Below are 23,590 nucleotides of genomic sequence, written 5' to 3' on the forward strand. Positions count from 1 at the left end.
GTGTCACCTACAACTTGACTGTGATATCGAAACGCAGACGAGTTTCGTCTTGAAAATGCTTAAGAGCATCATCTGTCACGAAATGAGAGGCACGAATTTGCATCACACTGCTAAGAGAGGTACCGAGTAAGTTATCACTGCGATAAGACGCTTCTATATCAAAGCCTGTGCCAAGTGTTTTTTGTCTATTATTAATAAGCAGTCGGTGCTGTCGACGAGATATAGGTGCGGCTCTATCTGCCTTTTGATAGCTTGAAATGGCACCAGTGATTGACCAGTCACGGTCAAAAGCGTAAGAAGCGAATATGGACCCGGTGACTAAGTTAGACAGATCTGGATCAAAGGCGTAGTTAAACTGGTAGAGTGAGTTACGGTTACCTGCATACTTGCCCTTATTTGAGGCTAGAGCAGTTTGAATAAAAGTACTTTCTGCATTTTTTCCGCCCTCACTATAAGCGAAGGTTCCACCTAAATAGAAAGGTGCTGATGATATTTGCGTTCGAACTCCACCCAGAAATGCGTTGGCGGAAATGGAGCTCTGGCGAAGAGTCTGACCATTAAAGTCGAAAAACTGACCGTTACCAAGTAGCTGAATTGCTTGTAAATTATAGGCAAAGGTACTAGTAGGATCATCCTTGGCTAGCCAGTTATGACTTAAACCTGCACCTAACCACCACAATTCGCCTTCCAGTGCCGAAGAATACGCGCTAGATACTTTGTCTTCATCGATGTCTTTGTACTGCGTCGTTACGAGACCTTTTAAGCTCCAGTGATGGTAGGGCATCCAGTCGCTTTCGATTTCAGCCCAGCCATAGAGTTTCGACTTTTCTTCCTCTTTTAGGGAAGTGCTGGAATTGAACGTGGAGAACTTTTGTCCAAAACCAAGCTGCCAATCGACGCGGGTGCTGCTTACTTGCCATGAGAGTGATTCAATTTCATCATCAAGCCAGTAAGGGGAGAGTCGATGTCGCTTAAGCCCAATAAATAGGCTATTTTGCTGAGATGGTTGTGCAAAATTGTATTGCCACCAAAGCTGATTCAACTTGAATACCAAGTGATCGTTATCTTCAGTATTTGCGGTTGCATTACTACCATCGAATGCGTTGTAGTTAACCGCGTCATTGGTAAGTAGGGCTCTTGCGTCAGCATAGATGAACTGATTGCTACTTAACGCGCGGCTATACTTAGCGATGTATTCTGCACTGATGACATCGCGGTCTTTTTCCATTGAATTGGTGTTAGTAGACTGAGTTTCCACTGTTGTCTTAATCGATTGAACGAAATCAGCGTTCGCTTGCATCGACAAACCCGCGACTATGATTGCGATTACCGTCAGTCTCATGGTGTATTGTCCTTTAAATTGTTGCTTTTAATGGCATTCCTAGCCATCATCTCTTGTTTGATTAGTTGTTTTACTCGCGCGTCTTGACGAACGTCTTCACTGGAAGTAGCGGGCTGTTCGTTGGCAGAAAGTTGGTTGTATACGCTAAGGAAAGCATGTGAATAAGCCGAATTAGGAATGACGCCATTTCCCTGTTCGAACACTTTAGATAGTGTTAAGTAAGCTTTGTCTTGCTTGTTTCTCGCGGCTTTGAGTAACCAATTAACGCCAGTTTGGAGATGCTGATCGCCTAGTTTTCCAGAGATATACGTTTCGCCTAGTAACCGCTGGGCTTCTGGAATTTCCGATGCTTGATGCCAATGCTCTACGGCGTTGCGGTAGTTTTGTTGAACACCTTTACCTTTGAGATATGCGTTACCAATTAAGACGTGCGCAGGAGTGTAACCTTGAGCCGCGAGTACCTTTGCTTGAGTAATTATTTCACCCGCTCGAAGCGAGTGCTTCGGTAAATATCGGTACTCGGTGCTCATCGCCTGGAACCATAATTGAGGCTTTTCTGCGCCGACGATTTGTGCCAGTGAAACATACAGTGTCGCGTTGGGTCCTCCGATTCGGCGACTTTTAGCCAAGTGAGCGATTGCCGCGATATCGTCACTGCTCACATCACCTCGAGAATGCGCTTGTTCAAGTTGACTGATGAGGTCGAGTTTCTGTTGATCATTTTGATTCGATGTCTGATTTATAACGGCGAGTTTGTAGCAATTTATCTGATCGTTTCGAGGGGCGCTTTGACAGTATTGTTTGAGCTCCTTGTTGATATTCTCAATAGGTGCAAAGTCACTGGCGTATTTTAGTGCCAGAGAGTGGCGACCTGAGATGATGAGCTTATTTAACTCAGGTGCAAGTTCATTGACGTCAAAGCTGGTGTAGTAACGCTTGTAAAAGGACACCAAAAGGGGGAGGGCATCGTGAGAAGTGTTCTGGCGATGCCAAATTTTGCTATACAGTTCACCAGCCTCTTCTTCTGTGATACGTGTCATTTCAAGTTTGAGTAGCCCTAACTCGGCTTTTGGATAAATGTCTAACAGCGAACGATAAAGCTCAGTCGCATTTTCCGGCGAATATGAACCTTTTTTAGGGTCGGCGTACATAGCCGCTAAGGCAAGCTTTGCTTCCCAGTAACCTTCATTTGCCAAACGGTTGAGGGTCATTTCAGCTTCATTACTACTTCCCTGTTTATCGAGTTGTTTAGCGTTATTGACATCGTCAATAACGCATCCAGAAAGTAAGCCTAAAATCAGTAAAGAGACTGGTAGACGCAAAGACATACTTACTCTCCAGTATTTGGAGTGGTTGAACTAAAAAGCGCACTGACGCTAAGCTGACTGGTACTCACCTTTACCGGTTGATTCAGCCTCAGATCGTCAATCGGAGAGTTTGGTGTTACATCGACTTGGACGTAGCCAGAACCGTTTTCATTGGTAAACATTGTGATGTTAGACACCGTCCCTTGCTCGACCTTATCACTGCCCGCTAACGAGAAATCTAAAGTATTACCAAGGTCGACTGACGACAGACTGCTATAAGGGAAGCTCGCCGAAATCAGTGGTTTGGATGTAAGCGAGGCTAAGCTGAAAATCGCGCTAGATTTAGTCACGAATTGCCCTTCAGTAAAATTACGTTCAAAGACTCGGCAATCACAAGGACTCTTAACGACCAGTTTTAGATTTTGATCCAAGATGGCTTGCAAGCTTTCGATATTGAAGTCTTTGTTGAGCAGTGTTGGCTCCATCAATTCGTAGAGAGGTGATTCGATGGTTGCTAATACGTCGCCAGTTTTTACGGTATCTCCGGGTTCAACGTGGCTAAATATGCGTCCTTCACGGGGTACGTAGAGTTTGTTATGTGGTAGCGTTACCTTGGCGGAGAGTGAAGACTCAACCCAATAAACGTTATAGATGTTGGTGAGAAGGTAAGCGAAAGCGCAAAGACCAAGAACAAAGAAAAGAGAGGTGCCAACGATGCCTTTGAATTTAGCAAAACCGGCTAGTGGCGCTTGAACGTCTTTTTTACGTGGCTTGGCGTAGTTATCTCTATTGATAGTCGATAGCACATCACCCGCTTGGATAACTTCACCAGACAGATATTTTGTAATGATCAAACGGATGGTTGAGATTTCCTGCTTGCTCAACTCCTGAAATTCACAGCCAATTTTGCCTTCGACTGGGCTGTTAATTTGTGTAAATCGAACCGGGACACTAAAACCAAAATCTAAAAACTCAAAACGTAATTGCCCTGAATAGAGTGTATTGGGTTGAATTATGTTATCGGTATTATCAATGCCAAATCCACTGGCTGAAATATTATCGAGTTTTAGTAGTTTTGCGCCATTGTCTAGAGCAATGGTTGCTGGAATTTTTACCCTTGCATGCCTACGTTGAACTTCTGTTTCGTGGACGAGAGAAGGTTGGTTTACTGCCATGTTACATTCCTAGTAAAAAGTTGTTCTGAATTGTTGAATAGAGCGCTTTAGACAAGCGTGACGACGATGGCTAAAAACAAGCTAACAGCTGAAAAAGTGGCAGCTCGGGTTGACCATTTGTTAAATCGCCCCTGAAAAGAGGTATCGACTTGAGCTAAAGTGGTTTTCTGTCTTGTCCAAGATTGGCGATTAAGTCTAAAAACGACATAGATCTTCACCAATGAGCCAAATATCTGATTGAAATAAAGCATTGCTGGATAGCTTGGTCCAATCTTGTGCCCGGAGCTGATAAGCAGCAGCGTGATGAAAGTTCGGGTAATCGAAATCCAAAGTAGATAGACGACCAAATAACCCACATGGTATTTGAAGCCGGCATAAATCGCGGCGGTCAGCCCTAATATACTGGTCCACATTGAAATGCGTTGGTCCCACACTACGTAGTAGGTAAACCAACCTAGTCGATTCGCCCCTAAAGAGGTGGCACGAGTATTTTGTCTTAAATTATTGCCATACCAGCGGAACATCAGTTGTTTAGCTGACTTGATAAAGCTCTTGTTGGGCGGGTGTTCGACTGTTTCGATAATCGCATCAGCGACATAGAAGGTATCCCAACCTTGCTGCATCATGCTAAACCAACTCGATTTGTCGTCGCCGGTCAGAAATTTGAAGGTACCTAAACGCCAATGCTTTAAGTGGTCATTCTCGACATCATCAATAAAGTGATGAGAGGTTACGACGCTGGCTCTAAACATTGACATGCGCCCAGTCATAGTGAGAACGCGTTTAGATAACGCCATGGAACACATTGAAATATGTCGCTGTGCAAAACGTAGTTTGTGCCATTGGCTCATCCAGTATGAGCCTTCTACTTCACACACTTCGTTGGTCGTGAGTGCACCGACGTTTGGATATAGCGAGAAATAGCCAATAGATTTATCAACGCAGCCTGGTTGAAGAATGGTGTCTCCATCCACGACGGCGACGAGCGCTGTTTCATCGGGGATATCACGCGATATGGCACGAAAACCGTGAGCCAAACCATCGCGTTTACCGGTGCCTGGAATGCGCACTAAGCGAAGTGAAACACGCTCTTGAGGAGGCGACAGCTCTTCCCATAGAGCGGTCATGATTTGCTCATCTGATTGCTCTACGATTGACGCCACTACAGTTGTTGAGTATTTAGAATCAATCGCTTCCTCAATGATTGATTTATATACTTTAGCGGTTGTAAGGGCGTCAATACGAAAGCTTGTCACCATCAAATAGATATGTGATGGCGGGCTCTGTTCAATTGCTTGAGCCGCTTTTTTTCGTTGGCGAGGGAAAACAATGAACAAAAATATCCATCCACGAATAAAATGAATGAAGCCAATGCTGTAACGCCAAATACCAATCGCACCGATAATGAACAGAAAATCATGATGTTCAGAGTCAAATACAGACGTAGGCATTAGGCTGGCTAAGCCTAATATAAAGCAAGCGAGAAATAGCCAGCCGGTTATGTCTTTGAAAACCCTCATATTGAAATTACCAACAGATACCTTGTTTGTTATCTTCTGATTGGTTTGCGGTTAGACCGTGTAAATCAATCACTTTGGTGGTTGCTGGTAAGTCTTGAAGGATAGACTGGTAGCTTTCATCGCCATTACAAACAAGAACTAATTCAGCACTTTGAATGTTTTCGTCAGGTGTATCGACCAATAATGACGAAATATGCGGAATGTGGTTGTTGATATACTCTTTGTTTGAGCCATGAACCGATGCGTACTTAACATTGCGGTCAAGAATCGAGAGGTCGTAGCCTTTACCGATGAGCTTCTCGGCCAAAATAACAAACGGACTCTCACGCAGATCATCTGTGCCAGCTTTAAAGCTTAGCCCCAACATCGCAACTTTCTTCACGCCTGCATCTTTCACCATAGTGAATGCGCGTTCGATGTGCGCGTCATTACTGTTCATGATTGCAGAAATCACCGGTGTTGATAGATCGAGTTGATTGGCTCGGTAACTTAGTGCGCGAACGTCTTTTGGTAGGCAAGAACCACCAAATGCAAAACCAGGTTTCATGTAGTAACTGGATAGGTTAAGTTTTTTGTCCTCGCAGACCACGTTCATGACTTTGCGTCCATCAACGTTGACTGATTTAGCAATGCTGCCGATTTCATTAGCAAAGCTTACTTTGAGTGCGTGCCATACGTTACAGCTGTACTTGATCATTTCGGCAACGGCGATCTCTTCGCAAATAAAAGGAGCGTCTAAATCACTATATAGCTGTTGTAATTGTTCACCTGTTTTCTCTTCGAGGACACCAACGACAGTCATAGGTGGGTTGTCATAGTCATAGATCGCCGTGCTTTCACGTAGGAATTCAGGGTTGACGCCGACACCAAAGTCTTTTCCTGCCGTTTTGCCAGAGTACTTTTCTAAAGTAGGAATAACGATTTCAGCAACGGTGCCCGGCAGAACGGTACTGCGGATGATAACCGTATGGCGACTGCTCTTCTCTTTGATAACAGAGCCAATTTCTTTACAAACCTCTCGGATATAGTCGGTATTCAGGTTGCCATTTTTTAAGCTAGGTGTTGGAACACAAATCATTGAAATATCGCTGTTTAACACCGCGTATTGGTAGTCAGAAGTGGCGGTAATAAATTGATTCTGAACGCCTTCTGTTAGTAATTCATCAAGACCATTTTCGACAATTGGTGATTTTCCACTGCCAATCATAGATACTTTTTCTTTCGAAATATCTACACCAATAATGTTGTTTCCACGTTTTGCTAGACAAGCTGTACAAACAGCGCCTACGTAGCCCATACCAAAGATACTGATTTCCATTCTTAATCCCCAAAAGCAGTGAAACCTGCTGAAAATAAAAGTTAGAGTGATTTTTCGCAGTGAGTTTATCCAAGTGAGGATGGTGAGGTAATACGAAATAGATAAGCTTTAAAGTGCGCATTTCACGCTTAATACAGGCGTGAATGAATACGATTTTCTTGAGCAGTAAGCGAGGTTAATCGTTATAGATATTGAATTGCTGTTGCTTAAAACAAGCCATACAAATAACCTTGATGAACTGATTTTAAATGGATTTGAACACATGATAGGTATTATAAAGTTCGTATTCGGCTTGTGGTTTCACCTCAATTGATGAGATGAAGATCAAAAAGATAAATGAAAAATTGGTGTGTGAATTGCAAAGCGAGATTGTTAGGTGTCCAGTCAATACTTGGTGCTATAGGTTGTGTGTCTGTGGTGCTTAAGTATTTGTATTTGAGGGAAAATAAAGTCTCTTTTGTGATATAAATGGCTATGGTCATGTAGCATATTACAAAGAGTGATTGTCATAGAAAGACACAATGCTGCGAGCTTTACAGCAGCAAAGCTACCTAACCTGTACTAGCATTAGTTAATACTCACAAAGTCGTTGTTGTGAGGTGTTTTTTTTGGCTGTCGATGTTGGGTGGGTTTAATGAATTCAAAATCTGATCAGAAAGGCAAAAATATAATATTAAAGAATTCAAAGCTATTATCTGGAAAAGCTAGAAGAGCTTTTGTTGATGGGGGATGGTTAGTCGCAACAATTGTTCTTATTAGTGTGCTGGTTAATGTCTCATTAAGGTTAGATGTGCAGTTTTTTGAAACCAACCTAAGTGAAACTTCACTGACCGAACTGTTGCAGATTTTATTGCTTGTTATGATAGTCTCGGTGTTTATTAATCTATCAAAAAAAGTAGGCCAATTATATCACGCTTCAGTTTTGATTGCGGGTTTTTTCTCTGCATTAGCTATTCGCGAGTTAGATCATTGGTTTGATAAAATAAGTCATGGGTTTTGGTTGTATCCCGCTTTGCTGGTCAGTGGTGTAGCGATATATATAGCAAGTAAAGGACGTAAAGAGACGCTGGAGGAATTGGCTGAAATCATCGACTGCCTATATGGTAAGTTATTGATTATAAGTGTCATGCTGCTTCTTGTTTTTTCACGGTTATACGGGATGGGTAGCTTCTGGCGTAGTGTGATGGGTGCGGATTTTTCCCGTGACGTTAAGAACATTTCAGAAGAGGGTATTGAGTTATTGTGTTATTTTCTGATCTGTTTTAGTGCCATTAAAATCTATCAATATTTTTCGGTGAATAATAAGTAACAATGCTCGGTTGTCATTAATTTTGCTTGTAATGTTAAAATAATTAACTTTGGGCGACTATTTATTTAATTTACTAATCTAAATAAATAATAAGGCTGAAATTTTTTAGGGTATGCGTATTTTCTAGCTCGTTTGGATTAAAATATTTCCTTATTTTTGTAAAGTTGGTACTCAAGCATCAGTATTATTTTGCCTTCTTTCCTATTATATGTAGTGGTAGTTTTAATGACTGTGTTAGCTATCCTCAAACTTTAAGTATGAGCTAATTGGTTCTAGCATGGTGAAGATAAATCAAAGGAGAAATACGTGAAACATTTGGCAATGGCAGTGGTAGTAAAGCAGGATAAGGTGTTGATACAAAAACGCTACCGCGCTGATCGAGGGATGGTGTTTGAATTCCCTGGTGGGAAAGTTCGTTTAGATGAAACGGGAACAGATGCAGCAATTCGAGAATTAGCCGAAGAAACGGGTATCAAGGGACTTGAACATACAGCTACTTATACCAAGGTAAATGAATTAGGTGGTCGAATTTACTTTGTGATTTTAAGAGCTCGTCAAGAAGTACAACCAACAGTTTTGAATGAATCTATCAAACAGGAACTCGTTTGGTTTGATGCTGACGATATTCCGCATGGCGAGTTTTTCAGTGCCGATCGCGAATTCATTAGCCAGTACTTACATCAATACATCGCAACTCCTGCCTAAGTTAGTCTATTTTACCTCCTCTTAATAAAAGAAAAGCCAATCACAACGGTGTGATTGGCTACATTACGTGTGAACAAATTTGGTTCACTAACAACGTCAGTTGGCTAGGTGACCCTCGGCTTAATAAGGGTCATGTATATATTAGCATTTTATGTGCCATCTTTTTCATGTGCAAAAATGTGCCTAACTAGCTCATTTATCGTACTATGCTCACTGTGTTGTTGCATTATGCAAGTGCAATTTGCAATCACCACTAATTTGCTAATGAGTAAAATGTAATTAATAGCGGTGGGAAAGGTAAAAGTTCCCCATTGCTGGAGACTTGCTTCCTTAAGGTTGCTTGTATGAAGGGCTGTTTTGGGCGCTTGAGAAGAAGCACTTCCCAGAATTGCAATGTGATTAGATCGAACAGGGATCTTGTCTGTCTCGCATTTCAGTTTTGCGTATTGGCATGCTGTCAATCGCTTGTTTGACTTCTAACCAATCAGTCGATTTACCCCAACGTAGTTTCTCTGTTCCGTCTTTGCCTATTAATATAGCGGTGTGTTCATCGGGGTTCACTCTGTACAAGTTGTAGAGCATACCTAGGTCGAACTGTTGATCGACCCATTCTGGTCTTGTATAACCGTCTAACGTGATTATTATGGTTACAACGTCACGCTCACTGAGCGCGCAGTCGTTGAGCAGGGTCTCTAGTTCAAATTGCTCGACGTGCTTGTCTTGTGATGGCGCGAAAAAAATGACACTACGATGAGGCCAATATTGACCATAGCTGGGATAGGCTTGCGTTGAAAAGGATACAATCAACGCGAACATTACTAGGAGTCGATACATATATATTTCCTACATCATTGTGTTAGCCATTCGTTCTCCTTATATACGGTAAGTATAGTGTCAAAGCTCAAACAATGTATTCACTAGAATTGATGCTAAAGAGCCAACTAAGTGCCATTGATGGTATGATTAACCGATTATTGATAAAAAACGTGACTAGTATGGGAAAGCCGAAATCTGACATCTTGTCAGGTGAGCTATTGAAAGAGTACCAAACGGTAGCTTATATGATGGAAATCTATTGTAAGGCTCATCATAGACCGCGAGGCAAAGCGTTATGCGAGCAATGTGAAGCTTTGCTGGATTATGCCGAGGTGCGTCTAGACCGTTGCCCCTATGGTCAGAGCAAGCCCACTTGTAATCGTTGTCCGATTCACTGCTACAAACCAGAGCCAAAAGCTGAGATGAAAGCGGTAATGCGTTATTCGGGGCCAAGAATGCTGCTGCCGCATCCGATTTTAGCGATTCGCCATCTGTTGCATGAAAGGCGAGCACAGCCAACCACTAAGCCCGCTGCTAACCAATCAAATCGGCATTTGCGAAGCAAAACAAAGGGAGCATAGTGCTCCCTTATTGATCGTTTGATTTAATCTTCTGCGCGACTATTCGCCAGCCATTGCTTGGCGTTTGGTTTTGATACTTGCCAGTAGCATGTAAATGCAAGTCGCAAGCAGTGCTGCGAATAGGTAGCCAAGCAAACCTTGTTCACCCATCATAAAGCTGTCTGCTAGGACAGGACCTGCTACAGAGCCAACGCTGTAGCTGAATAGCATTACTTGAGTTACCGATACAATGTATGCAGGGTCTAGTTTGTCACAGCCTAGATTGATTGCTACAGGGTATAGTGCAAATGTTGCCATACCTAGAATAAACAAGCTTACACCAAGAACATGAAGACCATCATTCATCGCTGCCAAGCTGATTGATGCTACGCCCAGTAAGCAGAACATTGCCATCAGCAGAGTGCGACCTAGGTATTTAGAGAACCAAGGTACCAGTGGTTGTATAGCCATACCACCGAGGATCACAAGTGCCATTAGACTACCTAGGTTATCATTAGCAATACCACGGTTATGAAGCTCTACAGGCATTAAGCCGTAAATCGCACCCAACGTTAAACCAGATACAATGCAACCGATGATCGCTGCGTGGTTAAGCTTGCTGATCTGCTTCAGAGATAAAGCACTGCTTTGACCTTCTTCTGGTTGATCGCTACGCCCAAACATTAATACTAAAATCGCTAATGTTAGTAGAGCAAAAATTGCGATAAACGGAATGCTGCCAGTGATGCCAAGGAAACCGATACCGAGTTGACCTAGTGAGCTACCACCGTATAGCGAGCCCATGTACAAACCTAGTCGTTTAGCGCGCGCACTTTCATCCCCATGTAGTAGCCATGATTCTACAATCACGAATACGCCAGCTACAGCTACACCAGCGACAAAGCGAGATACAAGCCATGCAGACGAGTAAACCATGGTTGGTAGTACAATGATGGTCGCGATAAACGCAATTAAGCACCAAATAAACGCTTTACGGTGACCCACTTTATTTACGATCGGCTCAAATACCATTGCACCAGCTAAAAGACCGGCATAAAACACACTCGCTAGCCAACTCGCCAGTGAACTTTCCAAACCGTAGTGTGGAAGCATTAGCGGAATTAAGCTCATTAAATAGCCAGAAGCAACCGCATATAGAGCAAGCGCAATCACAGGGACTGAAATGCGAGCTTTTGGCGCAGTAGCAAGAGTGTTTTCCAATGTCGTACCCTCGAAAAATGAGTGAGAAAATAGGTGGTTTATGGGCGCGACTATGGGGATTTTTTGAACAACGGTAAAATGAAATGTTTTACTCTTTACGATAAAAGAAATTTATCAAGAATTGTGGCGTATAATTATATGCAAAAAGCCGGAAAATCATGCAATTTTCCGACTTAAACTGCATAAAATTATTTTTTAATGGCTTCGTTTAACCATTGTGAGAACTGGCTTTTCGGTAATGCTCCGTTTATGACATCTACTCTTTTGCCATTCTTAAACACCATGATGGTTGGAATGCTTCTAATCTGGTATTGGGCTGCGAGGTTTTGTTGTGATTCTGTATCAATTTTAACGAAGCGAAGTGCCCCATTTTGCTCTTCAGCAACCTGTTCGAAAACCGGTGCAAAGCCGACACATGGATTACACCAAGGAGCCCAAAAATCAACAACGACTGGCTGGTCACTATTAAGTAAGGTGGCGAAGTTTAATTCGGTGCCTTCAATTGGTTTTCCGTCAAGTAATGGTTGTTGGCATTTACCACATTTTGGGCTCTCAGCAACTCGCTCACTAGGAACACGATTGACACCCTGGCAAGAAGGGCAACGAGTATTGAATGTTGACATGATTATTTCTCTCTTTGTTTTTATTTTTTACCTTAACACATCAATTAACCGCTTAGATTTATATCGATGTGAGATAGGAGGTATAGTTATACTATCGAAGTTGAAATAAGAAAACATAACGACTGGCTATTAGATAGAAATTAGTGATGGGGGCAAGAGGCAGAAAAGCTTATCTAACGATAACGTTGACAAACGAAACCTCAAATATGAAAAAGGCAGCCGAGGCTGCCTGGATGCTTAAGCATTTAGGTAGGGTAACTTAAGCAAAATTAAGCGTTAATGTGTTCTGCCTGATAGTCAGCTAAGATAGCTCGAGCTTTTACAATGTCTTCGGCATCGCCATGCACAATCACTAAGAACTTATCAGCTTTAATGGCAGATTCGTATTTTACAATGCTGTCTTTTGGAATGCCGATACTGGCAAGTGCACCACCAATGGCACCAGCGCCGCCAGTGACTACCCCACCTTCAATTGCGCCAACCACCGTGGCGACAATTGGACCTGCAACCATCAGAGCACCAACACCAGGTAGCCAAAACATACCGGCACCAACGAGAGCACCCCATACACCACCCCAAAATGCGCCAGTTTTACCCCAGTTTTTTACGCGATCGCCGGTATTGTAGAAACCAGCAACATGTTCTTCACTATGGTAGCCTTTACCTAAAATCGAGATTTTTGACACGTCGTATTGCTCTTTTTTAAGCATTTTTACGATCGTTTCTGCTTCACTGTGAGTGTTTACGATGGTGATGACTTTATCTTGTGTTTTCATAACATCTCTCCCTTTCGGAATTCGCTGAATATTGTTTTAGTTAATCGCTATGGCTGGATACTCCCACCAACGAATGTAGAAAGAAACGCTTATTCTTGAGCATTAAGATTGTATTAATCGTCGCTCGGTATGAAAATAAATCAATGATTTTTAAAGGGAAAATTTTATGCCAATTATAGTCACGCTAATGGAATTAGATTGTTTCCATATTCCATTTAATCCTGCTGTTTTGTTATGCCGAATAAGCAACCAGTGGCTTTTGGGTTCATAGTGCAAATATGACTAGCAGTGGATGTTAAGCTCAGAGATATGATTTGGTAGGCGAGTGTATTGGGGTGTTTGTTGTTTGGAAACCGGCGTGTTTGTCGGGTGAATAACTTTCACCGCTGATTGCAACCAAGAGCTTAATGCAGAAATGACAGATTCAAGGTGTGTTTTTATTTGCCTAATCACACTAATCAACATGTTAGATTCAGGTCGACTTGAGGTGGGGTGGGTATAGTTATACTATCGAAGGTAAAATAAGAACACACAAAGGCGAAGAATGACCAACTATTACGCAGAAATTAGCGGTTGGGGTAAGTGCCTACCGCCCGCGACACTTTCTAATGACGACTTAAGTACCTTTATCGATACGTCTGATGAATGGATTCGTACTCGAACTGGGATTGAGAACCGCCGCATAAGCCATGTAGAAACATCAGACATGTCCACAGTGGCTGCTCAGCACGCGATTGCTTGTGCTGGCATTGAAGCCAAAGATATTGATGTGATTATTGTGGCGACATGTTCTCCTGATTCACTGATTCCTAATATAGCCTCTAAGGTTTCACAAAACCTAGGTATTAGAGGGGCGGCAGCCTTCGACCTAAATGCAGCTTGTACTGGCTTCGTGTATGGTCTAGAAACCGCAACGCGCTTGATTCAAGCGGGTAACTATCAACATGCATTAGTCATTGGCGCAGAACGTTTGTCGTTCTACATTGATTGGACACAACGTGATACTGCGGTGTTGTTTGGCGACGGTGCAGGTGCGGTGGTGCTGAGCAAAACCGAGCAGCAAGTTGGTTTGCAACAAGCGCAACTTGGCTGTGACTCGAAAGGTCGTGATATTTTGGCTGTGCCAAAGTTTGGTACTTCGATGGACCGTTTTGCTGCCGACAATGGACATTGGGACTTTAACTTCGTTGGTAAAGAGATCTTTAAGCGAGCGGTTAAAGGAATGGGTGCAGCAGCGCATACAGTATTGGCGCGCAGTGAACTCTCAACGGATCAAGTGGACGTAGTGATTCCGCACCAAGCGAATATCCGTATTATCCAGACGCTATGTGATATGGCAGGCATTAGCCAAGACAAAGCATTTGTGAATATCCAAAATTACGGTAACACTTCAGCAGCGACTGTACCGATTGCACTGTGTGAAGCGCTAGAACAAGGTAAAGTGAAGCCAGGCGATAACTTACTTTTGGCAGCGTTTGGTGCAGGCTTAACCTGGGGGGCAGGTCATATCAAGTGGGGAGAACGTGTGACTCCGATTGATAGTAATGACGCACAGCTGGTTGAATGTCACTTAACTGCTCTTGAGTTATTACAGAATGCGATTGAGCAGTGTAAAAACAAACCTGCCTAACAGCCTGTTAACTTGAATATAGTTACAAGCCACGTAGAGTGATAAACTTGCGCCCTAGAAGACAAACAATTAGTCAGTAGACAACACTAGGGCGCAAATGAAGTTCCTTCATACCTCAGATTGGCACTTAGGTCGCCAATTTCACAACGTATCCTTGCTTGAAGATCAACAAGCAGTACTTGCACAAATTATTACCTATCTTGAATCCAACCCAGTCGATGCATTCGTTATCGCCGGGGATATATACGATCGTAGTGTCCCGCCAACCGCGGCGATTGAGGTGATGAGTCAATTTGTTGAAAAGGTATGTGGCGAACTTTTTGTACCGGTGATTATCATCCCGGGCAACCACGATGGGGCTCAGCGTTTAGGGTTTGCCGCCAATCAGATGAAGTCATCCGGTTTACACATCATCGCTAATTTTGATGAGATGCTAAAACCGGTCATCATTCCAAGTGATATCGGTGAAGTCGCCTTTTATGGCATGCCTTACAACGATCCTGAACTGGTACGCCACTACAGTAAAGAGCCGGTAAAAGATCATGATCAAGCACATCAACTGTTGGCAGAACTTATCCATCAGCAATTTGTGCCTGAGCAAAAAAACGTACTAATTAGCCATTGTTTCGTTGATGGTGCCATGGAGTCTGACTCTGAGCGTCCACTGGCTATCGGCGGTTCTGATCGTGTTAGCCACGACCATTTCACTCAGTTTGACTACGTCGCATTAGGGCATTTGCACCAACCACAGAAGAAAGGCGAAGAGTACATCCGCTATTCAGGCTCGTTGATGAAGTACAGCTTCTCGGAGCAGCATCAAGCGAAAGGAATGACCTTGGTTGAGCTCGATCAAAGCGGGTTTAAATCTGCTACACATATTGCGCTGACGGCACCTCATCAAATGCGCATTATTGAAGGTGAGTTACAAACTTTACTGGAATTGGGTAAAACCGATCCAAACAATCATGATTATATTTTGGCGCGCCTAACCGATAAGCATGCGATTCTTGACCCAATGGAAAAGTTGCGCAAAGTCTATCCCAACGTCTTACACCTAGAAAAACCGGGCATGTTAATGGGTGTCGAGCAACAAATGGGTAAAGCTCGTTTAGCTCGTGGAGAATTAGACATGTTTAAAGATTTCTTCCTAGAAGCGAAGCAAGAGCCTTTGACTGCCGACCAAGAAAGTGCGGTGAGTGAAATCATTACTCAATTAACACGCCAGCAAGAGGCATAATCGATGACGCCATTAAAACTCACTATCCAAGCATTTGGTCCCTTTGCTGATAAGCAAGTTATCGATTTCACACAACTCGGTCAATCTCCACTGTTTTTAATCAATGGACCGACGGGCTCAGGTAAAAGCTCTATTTTAGATGCGATTTGCTTTGCGCTGTACGGAGAAACAACCGGAAGCGAACGTACTGGCGAACAGATGCGTTGTGATCACGCAGCTCCAGATTTTGCAACAGAAGTGATTTTTGAGTTCGCTCTTGGTAGTAAGCAGTACCGAATTGAACGAACGCCTACGCAGATGTTGCCGAAAAAACGTGGCGATGGCTTAACCAAAAAAGATCACACAGCGGTGCTATTTCGCATTGATGGTGATGAAGAAGCGTTGTTAGCCAACAAACCTAGCCCAGTGGCAAAAGCGATCAGTGAGCTTATTGGTTTAGATGTAAAACAGTTTCGTCAGGTAATGGTGTTACCACAAGGTAAATTCCGTGAGCTATTGATTGCCAACTCTAAAGAGCGTGAACAGATCTTTGGTCAACTATTCCAAACTCATGTGTATGTCGCGATAGAAAAAGCGCTATTGGATAAAGCTGCGCATATTCGTCGAGCTAAAGATGAGTTTGATAACCAGATCAAAGGCGCACTCGATGTTGCCGGAGTATCGAGCGAAGAGGAGCTAAACCAGCAGATTGATGCCGTTAAGCCTCTTATTGGTGATGCGAACCTGCAGCTAACTAATGCTCAAAGTGTGTTGGAAAACGCTCAGGCGCAATATAAAGCTGCCAATGAGTTACAGGCTAAAATGATCAAGCGTGATCAACTGGTGGCAAGTCGCAATGAACATTTGGCGCAACAACCAGCTATGGATCAGTTAGCGGCAAAAAGAAAACATGCTCAGCAAGCTCAAGATCTGCACTTACCTCACAACCAATGGCAGCAAGCGCAACAAAGACAAGTAAGCGCAAAGAGCGCGTGTGAGCAAGGTGCCAGACAACTTGAACAAGTGACGATTGAGTATGGTGAAGCAAAAGCGCAAGCAGATAAAGCTAGCTCAGATGCTCAGGCAATTCCTGCACTGACTCAGCAATTGTTCAATTTAAATGAGATCGCGAAACGTCTAAATCAGCGTGATCAAGAACACGCGAAACTCAAACAAGCGCAAAACTCGCAACAGCAATTGCAACAAACGCATCAGCAAAACGTTCAACAAATCGTAATGCTTGAAGATGCGGCTAAAAATCAGCAGCAGCAGCAACTGCAACTAGCAAAAGACAGCTTAGCGGCGCTACCAGCGCAGCAAGCGGAACTAAAACAGCTACAGACACAATTAAAGAACTACCAAGAGCTTGCGAATACTCAACAAGCTGCGGAGCAATTTAGGGCTATCTACCAAGTTAAATTGTCTGAGTTTGAACAAGCAAAAGCCCAGTTTGAGCAAGCAAAACGCTTTGCCGATCAGCAAGAATATTATTGGCACACCTCGCAAGCTGCGCAACTGGCAAAAACACTGCAACTTGGTGAACCATGCCCAGTTTGCGGTAGTAAAGAGCATCCACAACCGGCGCAGTTTACCGAGCAAGAGGTGAGCAAAGCGCAAGTTGATCAAGCCCGAGCAAAACAGCAGCAAAGTTTCAATTTGCAAGAGGCGGCATCGAGTGCTTTACAGGCAGCACAACGAGACGTCGATAGAGTGGAGCAGGCTGTAAAAGGTTGGCAGGGGCAATTGGGTGATAATCCGCAACCTCAGCCAGAAATCCAACACCTAGCACAACAGCTTGAGATGCAGATTGGTGCGGTTAACCTCAACGCAGTTGAGCAAATCTCGCAACAGTTGCAAACCACGGAGCAATTGTTGTTGCAACATAAGCAGCAGGATGAATTGACTCATCAGCAGCTCACGGAAGCGACGCAACTGGTAGCGAAGTTAGAAGGCAGTTTGGCGAACTTATTGCAAGATTTGACTGAGCAAGATCAAGACTTGGCTTACGTGCAGCAAACTATCACGCAAACAGATAATCAAGTTAAGCAGTTGCAACAAGCAGAGCTGCAAGCAAAGCAGAAGCTGGAAACCCTTCATACCCAACTGGTTACGGTAAAGACACAGCAGCTAGAAAACGACAGGCAGCTTAAAGAGGCGTTAGAGCAACTTGAAAGCAATGAGTCTAATTGGATTAAGCAGCTGCAACAGAGCCAATTTGAGACTGAATCCGCGTATCTTGAAGCTCGTTTAGAACCGATGCAAATAGAGCAGATAGAACGGCAGTTGGCGCAATTTGCTGAGCGAACATCGAGCCTAAATGGGGCGCTAGAAACATTAGAGCAAGAACTAGCAGAGCAAAGTTTGCCGGATATAGAGCTGTTACAGCAGTCACTTAATCAGGCGCAAGCGGCGCATCAAATTCAATTGGATGCGCTGACTAAGTTGCAGTCACAACTTGATAACTTGAATAAAGTGGCGAAAATTTTGACTCAGCTTTATCAGCAAAACAAAGCTCTTGAAGCTGAATATCAAGTCATTGGTACATTGAGTGATATTGCCAATGGGCGAACCGGTGCGCGTGTCAGCCTGCATCGCTTTGTATTGGGCGTTTTGCTTGATGATGTACTAATTCAAGCGTCACAACGACTGCGCGTAATGAGTAAAGGGCGCTATGAGTTACGTCGTAAAGAAGAACGAGCGAAAGGTCTAGCAGGCTCCGGTTTGGACTTGATGGTTGAAGATGGCTACTCGGGTAAGCTGCGCGATGTGGCGACTTTATCAGGTGGTGAATCCTTCATGGCGGCGCTTGCGCTAGCCCTTGGTCTCTCTGATGTGGTGCAATCTTATAGTGGTGGCATTCGTTTAGATACGCTGTTTATTGATGAAGGCTTTGGTAGCCTCGATCCTGAATCGCTCGATTTGGCTATTCAAACCTTAATTGATCTGCAACAAGGTGGACGAACAATTGGTTTGATATCACACGTCAGCGAACTCAAAGAACAAATGCCACTAAGAATTGATGTGAAAAGCGACCGAAGCGGAAGCCATATCCAATTACAGGGTACGATCTTCTAGAAGCGATTGCAGCCTCAAAGTAAAACAATGTTGAAAACTGAGGCTGCACAAAACTGAGTGTGCAACATAATCTATATTTACCGTATGGCACAGCAACGGGTTGCGCCAGTCTATGATGAGAAGTGAAATGGAATCGGTTCGTAAGGTCTATCAGTATGCGGAGCCTAACCTAACCGTAATTGGTTGGATGGGTTTTCTAGGCTATCCGGCATACTACTATGTGTGGCAATACCTGTTCCCACAACCATACGAATCTCTCTCATTGCGCATCGTTTGTTCGCTTTTGTTTGCCGTCATCGCGTTAAGACAGTACTTGCCAGCTTACTTACAACGCTACCTACCAGGCTATTTTGCCTTCAGTGTGCCAATTTGTTTGCCATTTTTCTTCTCCTACATGATGTTCAAGAACGACTGGTCTGAAGTGTGGGTGATGTCATTTATGGCTTCGATTATTATTCATGTCTTGGTGGTTTATCGGACCGGGTTACTGCTGCTCCAGACTACATTAGCCTTTATCGCATCGATATTTTTAGCCTATGGCTCGAGTTGGAATACGATTCAAGAGCACATGGTTTGGTCGTATGTCGCTATTTTTGCTTTTACCTACGTGTTTGGTAATTTATTTCATCTGCGTAGCCAAATAGAGCATGAATCCCGAGTTTCGCTTGCCAAATCTTTTGGGGCTGGTATTGCTCACGAGATGCGAAATCCTTTGAGTGCGCTTAAGGCGTCACTCGATGTGTTAGAGAGCTTGCTTCCATTGTCACAAGCAAAGCAGAGCAAACAGAAAGTCGGCGTCTATGAATTGGATGATACGTCGCTCAAGTTAGCTCATGAAGTGATTTTGCAAGCCAATGAAGCGATACGCAGTGGTACAGAAACCATCGATCTGTTGCTTACTTCCATCGATCAAAACCGAATCACCAATGCGACCTATCGTAAGCACTCAATGCAGCTGGTGACTCAGCAAGCATTAGCGAGTTTCTCTTATCCAAGCCCTGCTGACCGATTAGCGATACAGCCTAATTTAAAAGAAGATTTCTTCTTTTTGGGTAGCGATACACTAATCAAATACGCTTTGTACAATTTACTTAAAAATGCATTTTTTCATGGCAAACGCGATAAGTTCAATATTACTGTTGAGTTGCGTCGATTTAACGGCTTCAACCAACTGATCTTACGTGATAACGGCGTCGGGATGAGCTCTGAAGTGAGTAAACAGATCTTTGACGATTTTTATACTCAAGGTAAGGCGGGTGGTTATGGGCTAGGATTGCCATTTTGTCTCAAAGTAATGCGAGCGATTGGTGGTGAGATACGCTGTCGTTCAGAGGTCAATGAGTTTACCGAATTCACCTTAACCTTTCCGCCGTATGAATCTCCTGCGGTGAATAAAATTAAGCTCGACATGCTTAAGAACAAGAGTGTGCTTTACATTGGGGAATCAATTGGTCTTTTGACTGCCCTTGATGAAAGTTCGTTTTATCTTGGTTTTAATTTTAAATCCAAGCGTTTGTCCAAGGCGTTGAAGAAGGCGGAATATGAATTTGAGTACGACATCATATTTGTCGATCTCGATGAAAAGCTGGCTGATCAACAAGTCCTTGCTGAGCTAGAAAGTAAACTCAGTTTTACCCAAGGTCGATTGGTATATCTCTACGATAAAAAGTCTGAGTATCGTTATGACTTAGAGTCTAGCATTGAATTTTGTCCGGTTGAAAAAGCGCACTGTATTACTCAGTGTTCAAGCATTATTGATGAGTTGATTTTTGACTCGCCGCCAACCAGCCGTAAGCTCGATTTAGGACAAAAGAGCTACCATGGTAAAACATTACTATTGGCTGATGATAACCATTCTATGCGTGCTTATACCGCTATTTTAATGCAGAAGTACGGTTTCACGGTTATCGAAGCGCAAAATGGGCAAGAGGCGTTAGAGCGCCTACAGCAGTCGAAAGTCGATTTGATTGTGATGGATATAGAAATGCCCATTATGGATGGCTTAACGGCGGCTAAGGAGATTCGCCGAATGAACTCGCCCCTAATATCGATACCGATTATCGGTTATACCGGCGACTCTTCTGCTGAAATGGCGCGTAAGATTCATCGCTCCGGAATCAATGATTACCTCATTAAACCAGCCAATAGTGAAAACTTGATGCTAAAAGTGAGTAAGTGGTTGTAAGCGATAAAAGTGAGCCAATTACCCTTCACTGTGATTTGTTGAACGAGTAAATCCCTCAGGGAAATACATCTTCACATAGCCAGCCGAAACCCAAACCACCAAGATAGTGGCAATCGACAATTCAAAGAAGCCAAAGTCATGCAGCCAATGCCAACGCGGGTGATATTGTTCAAAGAAGGTGGTAAGACGATGCATCGCAATGGCGCTGATTACCGAAGGAAAGGTAACCGCAGCAATCGATGGCTGAAACTTCAAACGCATTAACCGGAAGTAACACAGATAGATCATCAGTGTCATGGTAATCGCGATACCGGCTAAAGCGCCCGTCAGAATCGGGTCTGGGTTCTTAAAGTTAACTAAGTAGGTCGCTAACGTTAGGTTAATGGGCGCTGCCATGATTGCCAGTGTTGGACGTGCTCGACGCGGTAACATCCCTTCAAATACTAATCGATAGAGTACCAGCGGCAACATAAAGAAATAGATGGTGATACAGGTGTTAACTAGGGTTTCTGAGAACACAGTATGACCAAACTGAGTGCCTGCCAACGAGCTGCTAATTAAGCCTACAGGATAGAGAAACCAACTCGGTACGATGTTTGAAATCTTAAAGTTGGTTAACTGAAAGGTAAAAAACAGCACCATCATGGTGATGTGTAGCCAAACTGCAGCAAACCAAATTGGGTAAGCAATGATTGGAGAAATAACCGCAAGATAATCGCACAAAATCAGTAGCGCCATGCTCATTGGTGCCATTAAGCTGCCGCTAAGAGGATGACGGAGATCGGCGATAAAGATTTTAGGGTGCGTAAAGTACTTGATGAGAACAGGAGCGAGCATAAGCGCCCCCAAGCCAGCCATAAAAGGGCGAATTGCTTCACCAATGGTTGGGACATATAGCGCCCATGCTTGACCTAAGCCAATAATGCCGAGAGCAAGAGCTGCTTGTGACGGTGGTACACCTTGAAATTGTGTCAGCCTTCTCCAGTTCAAGCCGAGCTCCTAACCTTAAATCTATTGAATTGCGTGAGGCTGTCCATTGCCTCATTGAGTGGCGCGAATGATATCAAGCTCAATACCGTTGTGCCAATTATCAATTGGTCTATCTCAGCCTTGATTCTCAATCGATGGGATTGATGGTCTTAATATTAAGGCTGATTTTGATTGGTATCGCGTGGAAAATCCTCTTGTCTCAGTTTCTCATTTTTCAAGGTACGATGTAGCAACTGGCTGTAAATAGGTTGCCCGCCCAATAATTGAGCAAAGATAACGGCACCTAAGCTGGTGATGATAAGCGGCAAGATTAAATAGTAGTTATTGGTCATTTCAATCACTAACAATATCCCCGTGATTGGCGCACGTACAGTACCTGCAAACAACGCTCCCATGCCTGCAATTGCAAACATTCCCGGTGTGATTGGCAATTCTGGGAAGAGCTGCTGGGCAATTAAGCCAAAGGCATAACCAAATAGTGTACCTAACGCGAGCATCGGGGCAAAAATACCACCAGGGGCGCCGGATGCAAAACAGAGTAGGGTAGTAAAAATGCGACCAAGGAACAGTAACAGTAGAAATGCTGCACCATACCCGCCATTAGTAATGTTCGGAATAAGCCAAATACCACCACCAGTGAGTTCCGGCATGTATAAAAGCATTAAGCCAAAGCAGCCACCAATCATAGAGCCAGTAATTAAGTAGCGTTTACGGTCATTTTTGTGGAGGCGAATAAATAGATCTTGCGCAATTGTGACTAAGCGATTGAATACCACACCAAACATGCCGAACAGTGCACCCAGTACCAGAAATAGCCATAATGCTGATAATTCAGGGGCTTGGTATTGTGGCATGGTAATAACGGCTGCCTGTCCATTGATATAACGAAAGACAATGTTGGCAGAGACTGCCGAAATAATCACAGCTTTAATCGAAATCAAAGAGTAGCGGAATTGAGGACGCATCTCTTCAACGACAAACATAATACCAGCTAGTGGTGCGTTGAAGGCGGCAGCCAAACCGCCAGCAGCACCAGAGGCGAGCAGCGAGTGTTTGGTATCACTGTTTTTAACGCGGAAAATATCGGTCACCATACGACCGATTGCGCCGCCCATTTGTACAGTTGGACCTTCGCGACCAAGCACCATGCCAGAGCCAAGTGCTCCCATACCGCCAAAGAATTTAACCGGAAGTACGCGCCACCAGCGCACAGGGCGGATACCATCCATTGCCCCTTCAATTTCAGGGATACCAGAGCCAGCGGCTTCAGGTGCAAAACGGTGAACAAGGTAGTAACCAACAAAGGCTAAGCCAGCACTTATCACAAAGGCTGCGAGCCATAGTGGTAAAGCACTACCAATTTCAGATTTGAGCCAAACGGTGCGAGTTTCGGAAACAAATTGGACGGCGTGTTCAAAGTAGGTACCGACAAAACCGGCAAGTACCCCAACTAACAGTGACATCAGCAGCACGGAAACAGGGGTTTTATCTTTAGAGAGAAACTGATTAATCGCATCTTTTGGCACTTTTGCGAGTAAAGACTGTTTGATTTTCTCTCTATTGGTCATTCCGGTTATTACCTCTGCGAATATGGCTGTTTAGCCAGTAGTTTGAAAGGAAATAAAATTATACGCCTCTACTGATATAACTATAGCGATAAGAATGAAATATTGAATTCCAAAATTGGTTTTATTCACTGACCAAGAACTTTTTAAATGAAATAGTAGGGAATGTGAGCTGTTGCTTAATCGTGAGTTTTATTAACTGCTTATGATGAAAAAAATCTTGAACTTTTGCTGTTTTGAGCCATATTTAAAGCGTA

The 23,590-nt window shown here is 43.5% G+C and carries 18 protein-coding genes; 7 read left to right on the forward strand and 11 right to left on the reverse strand.

Annotated elements, in window-relative coordinates:
• Positions 1–7: 7 nt before the first annotated feature.
• The 5 genes from GZN30_RS16835 to GZN30_RS16855 are packed head-to-tail and all read right to left on the reverse strand — an operon-like array spanning position 8 to position 6,662.
• The gene (locus GZN30_RS16835; RefSeq protein ID WP_075652388.1) at positions 8–1,342 is read right to left on the reverse strand and encodes an alginate export family protein; all 1,335 of its coding nucleotides are present in this window, start codon (positions 1,340–1,342) and stop codon (positions 8–10) included.
• The gene (locus tag GZN30_RS16840; RefSeq protein ID WP_075652387.1) at positions 1,339–2,670 is read right to left on the reverse strand and encodes a tetratricopeptide repeat protein; all 1,332 of its coding nucleotides are present in this window, start codon (positions 2,668–2,670) and stop codon (positions 1,339–1,341) included. The genes GZN30_RS16835 and GZN30_RS16840 overlap by 4 nt, the downstream gene beginning before the upstream one ends.
• A gap of 2 nt (positions 2,671–2,672) precedes the next feature.
• The gene (locus GZN30_RS16845) at positions 2,673–3,824 is read right to left on the reverse strand and encodes an HlyD family efflux transporter periplasmic adaptor subunit (RefSeq protein ID WP_075652386.1); all 1,152 of its coding nucleotides are present in this window, start codon (positions 3,822–3,824) and stop codon (positions 2,673–2,675) included.
• A gap of 47 nt (positions 3,825–3,871) precedes the next feature.
• On the reverse strand, positions 3,872–5,344 hold the full coding sequence (locus tag GZN30_RS16850) for a glycosyltransferase family 2 protein (protein ID WP_075652385.1): 1,473 nt from the start codon (positions 5,342–5,344) through the stop codon (positions 3,872–3,874).
• 7 nt (positions 5,345–5,351) lie between these two features.
• Positions 5,352–6,662 carry a nucleotide sugar dehydrogenase gene (locus GZN30_RS16855; protein ID WP_075652384.1) on the reverse strand — a complete coding sequence of 437 codons (1,311 nt, stop codon included), beginning with the start codon at positions 6,660–6,662 and terminating at the stop codon, positions 5,352–5,354.
• 634 nt (positions 6,663–7,296) lie between these two features.
• On the opposite strand from GZN30_RS16855, the gene GZN30_RS16860 reads away from it, so the two are divergent.
• Both GZN30_RS16860 and GZN30_RS16865 read left to right on the forward strand, forming a co-directional pair.
• Complete coding sequence (locus GZN30_RS16860) at positions 7,297–7,971, forward strand: hypothetical protein (protein WP_075652383.1); 675 nt, start codon at positions 7,297–7,299, stop codon at positions 7,969–7,971.
• A 306-nt stretch (positions 7,972–8,277) separates the two neighbouring features.
• Positions 8,278–8,676: an NUDIX hydrolase gene (locus tag GZN30_RS16865; RefSeq protein ID WP_075652382.1), complete on the forward strand. Its 399-nt coding sequence runs from the start codon at positions 8,278–8,280 to the stop codon at positions 8,674–8,676.
• Between the two features lie 399 nt (positions 8,677–9,075).
• On the opposite strand, the gene GZN30_RS16870 is transcribed toward GZN30_RS16865, so the two are convergent.
• Entirely contained in the window at positions 9,076–9,510 is a 435-nt protein-coding gene (locus GZN30_RS16870) for a DUF4174 domain-containing protein (RefSeq protein WP_075652381.1), read from the reverse strand.
• A 161-nt stretch (positions 9,511–9,671) separates the two neighbouring features.
• Here GZN30_RS16870 and GZN30_RS16875 point away from each other — a divergent pair, with 161 nt between their 5' ends.
• Complete coding sequence (locus GZN30_RS16875) at positions 9,672–10,073, forward strand: nitrous oxide-stimulated promoter family protein (RefSeq protein ID WP_075652419.1); 402 nt, start codon at positions 9,672–9,674, stop codon at positions 10,071–10,073.
• A 39-nt stretch (positions 10,074–10,112) separates the two neighbouring features.
• Here GZN30_RS16875 and GZN30_RS16880 read toward each other — a convergent pair whose 3' ends face one another.
• The 3 genes from GZN30_RS16880 to GZN30_RS16890 form a co-directional block, all read right to left on the reverse strand.
• Positions 10,113–11,273 carry an MFS transporter gene (locus GZN30_RS16880; RefSeq protein WP_075652380.1) on the reverse strand — a complete coding sequence of 387 codons (1,161 nt, stop codon included), beginning with the start codon at positions 11,271–11,273 and terminating at the stop codon, positions 10,113–10,115.
• Between the two features lie 188 nt (positions 11,274–11,461).
• Positions 11,462–11,896: a thioredoxin TrxC gene (trxC, locus tag GZN30_RS16885; protein WP_075652379.1), complete on the reverse strand. Its 435-nt coding sequence runs from the start codon at positions 11,894–11,896 to the stop codon at positions 11,462–11,464.
• Positions 11,897–12,165: 269 nt separating this feature from the next.
• Positions 12,166–12,672, reverse strand: a complete 507-nt coding sequence (locus GZN30_RS16890; protein ID WP_075652378.1) for a general stress protein — start codon at positions 12,670–12,672, stop codon at positions 12,166–12,168.
• Positions 12,673–13,216: 544 nt separating this feature from the next.
• Between GZN30_RS16890 and GZN30_RS16895 the strand changes: the two genes are divergently transcribed.
• The 4 genes from GZN30_RS16895 (at position 13,217) to GZN30_RS16910 (ending at position 20,778) form a co-directional block, all read left to right on the forward strand.
• Complete coding sequence (locus GZN30_RS16895) at positions 13,217–14,302, forward strand: ketoacyl-ACP synthase III (RefSeq protein ID WP_075652377.1); 1,086 nt, start codon at positions 13,217–13,219, stop codon at positions 14,300–14,302.
• Between the two features lie 97 nt (positions 14,303–14,399).
• On the forward strand, positions 14,400–15,539 hold the full coding sequence (locus GZN30_RS16900; protein ID WP_075652376.1) for an exonuclease SbcCD subunit D: 1,140 nt from the start codon (positions 14,400–14,402) through the stop codon (positions 15,537–15,539).
• 3 nt (positions 15,540–15,542) lie between these two features.
• A complete protein-coding gene (locus GZN30_RS16905; RefSeq protein ID WP_075652375.1) occupies positions 15,543–18,593 on the forward strand; it encodes an AAA family ATPase in 3,051 nt (1,016 codons plus the stop codon).
• 127 nt (positions 18,594–18,720) lie between these two features.
• Positions 18,721–20,778, forward strand: coding sequence for a hybrid sensor histidine kinase/response regulator (locus tag GZN30_RS16910; protein ID WP_075652374.1), 2,058 nt, complete (start codon positions 18,721–18,723; stop codon positions 20,776–20,778).
• Positions 20,779–20,796: 18 nt separating this feature from the next.
• On the opposite strand, the gene GZN30_RS16915 is transcribed toward GZN30_RS16910, so the two are convergent.
• On the reverse strand, positions 20,797–21,768 hold the full coding sequence (locus GZN30_RS16915; RefSeq protein ID WP_075652373.1) for a TDT family transporter: 972 nt from the start codon (positions 21,766–21,768) through the stop codon (positions 20,797–20,799).
• Between the two features lie 155 nt (positions 21,769–21,923).
• Entirely contained in the window at positions 21,924–23,336 is a 1,413-nt protein-coding gene (gene clcA / locus GZN30_RS16920) for a H(+)/Cl(-) exchange transporter ClcA (protein ID WP_075652372.1), read from the reverse strand.
• Between the last annotated feature and the right edge of the window lie 254 nt (positions 23,337–23,590).

The sequence above is a fragment of the Vibrio ponticus genome, from assembly GCF_009938225.1.
Lineage (GTDB): Bacteria > Pseudomonadota > Gammaproteobacteria > Enterobacterales > Vibrionaceae > Vibrio > Vibrio ponticus.

What these genes read in the sequence shown, in the direction of transcription:
- GZN30_RS16855 (WP_075652384.1), bottom strand. Translation starts at nt 6,662, where the DNA reads ATGGAAATCAGTATCTTTGGTATGGGCTACGTAGGCGCTGTTTGTACA.
- GZN30_RS16900 (WP_075652376.1), top strand. Translation starts at nt 14,400, where the DNA reads ATGAAGTTCCTTCATACCTCAGATTGGCACTTAGGTCGCCAATTTCAC.
- GZN30_RS16895 (WP_075652377.1), top strand. Translation starts at nt 13,217, where the DNA reads ATGACCAACTATTACGCAGAAATTAGCGGTTGGGGTAAGTGCCTACCG.
- GZN30_RS16890 (WP_075652378.1), bottom strand. Translation starts at nt 12,672, where the DNA reads ATGAAAACACAAGATAAAGTCATCACCATCGTAAACACTCACAGTGAA.
- trxC (WP_075652379.1), bottom strand. Translation starts at nt 11,896, where the DNA reads ATGTCAACATTCAATACTCGTTGCCCTTCTTGCCAGGGTGTCAATCGT.
- GZN30_RS16840 (WP_075652387.1), bottom strand. Translation starts at nt 2,670, where the DNA reads ATGTCTTTGCGTCTACCAGTCTCTTTACTGATTTTAGGCTTACTTTCT.
- GZN30_RS16910 (WP_075652374.1), top strand. Translation starts at nt 18,721, where the DNA reads ATGGAATCGGTTCGTAAGGTCTATCAGTATGCGGAGCCTAACCTAACC.
- GZN30_RS16875 (WP_075652419.1), top strand. Translation starts at nt 9,672, where the DNA reads ATGGGAAAGCCGAAATCTGACATCTTGTCAGGTGAGCTATTGAAAGAG.
- clcA (WP_075652372.1), bottom strand. Translation starts at nt 23,336, where the DNA reads ATGACCAATAGAGAGAAAATCAAACAGTCTTTACTCGCAAAAGTGCCA.
- GZN30_RS16845 (WP_075652386.1), bottom strand. Translation starts at nt 3,824, where the DNA reads ATGGCAGTAAACCAACCTTCTCTCGTCCACGAAACAGAAGTTCAACGT.
- GZN30_RS16835 (WP_075652388.1), bottom strand. Translation starts at nt 1,342, where the DNA reads ATGAGACTGACGGTAATCGCAATCATAGTCGCGGGTTTGTCGATGCAA.
- GZN30_RS16905 (WP_075652375.1), top strand. Translation starts at nt 15,543, where the DNA reads ATGACGCCATTAAAACTCACTATCCAAGCATTTGGTCCCTTTGCTGAT.
- GZN30_RS16860 (WP_075652383.1), top strand. Translation starts at nt 7,297, where the DNA reads ATGAATTCAAAATCTGATCAGAAAGGCAAAAATATAATATTAAAGAAT.
- GZN30_RS16850 (WP_075652385.1), bottom strand. Translation starts at nt 5,344, where the DNA reads ATGAGGGTTTTCAAAGACATAACCGGCTGGCTATTTCTCGCTTGCTTT.
- GZN30_RS16870 (WP_075652381.1), bottom strand. Translation starts at nt 9,510, where the DNA reads ATGTATCGACTCCTAGTAATGTTCGCGTTGATTGTATCCTTTTCAACG.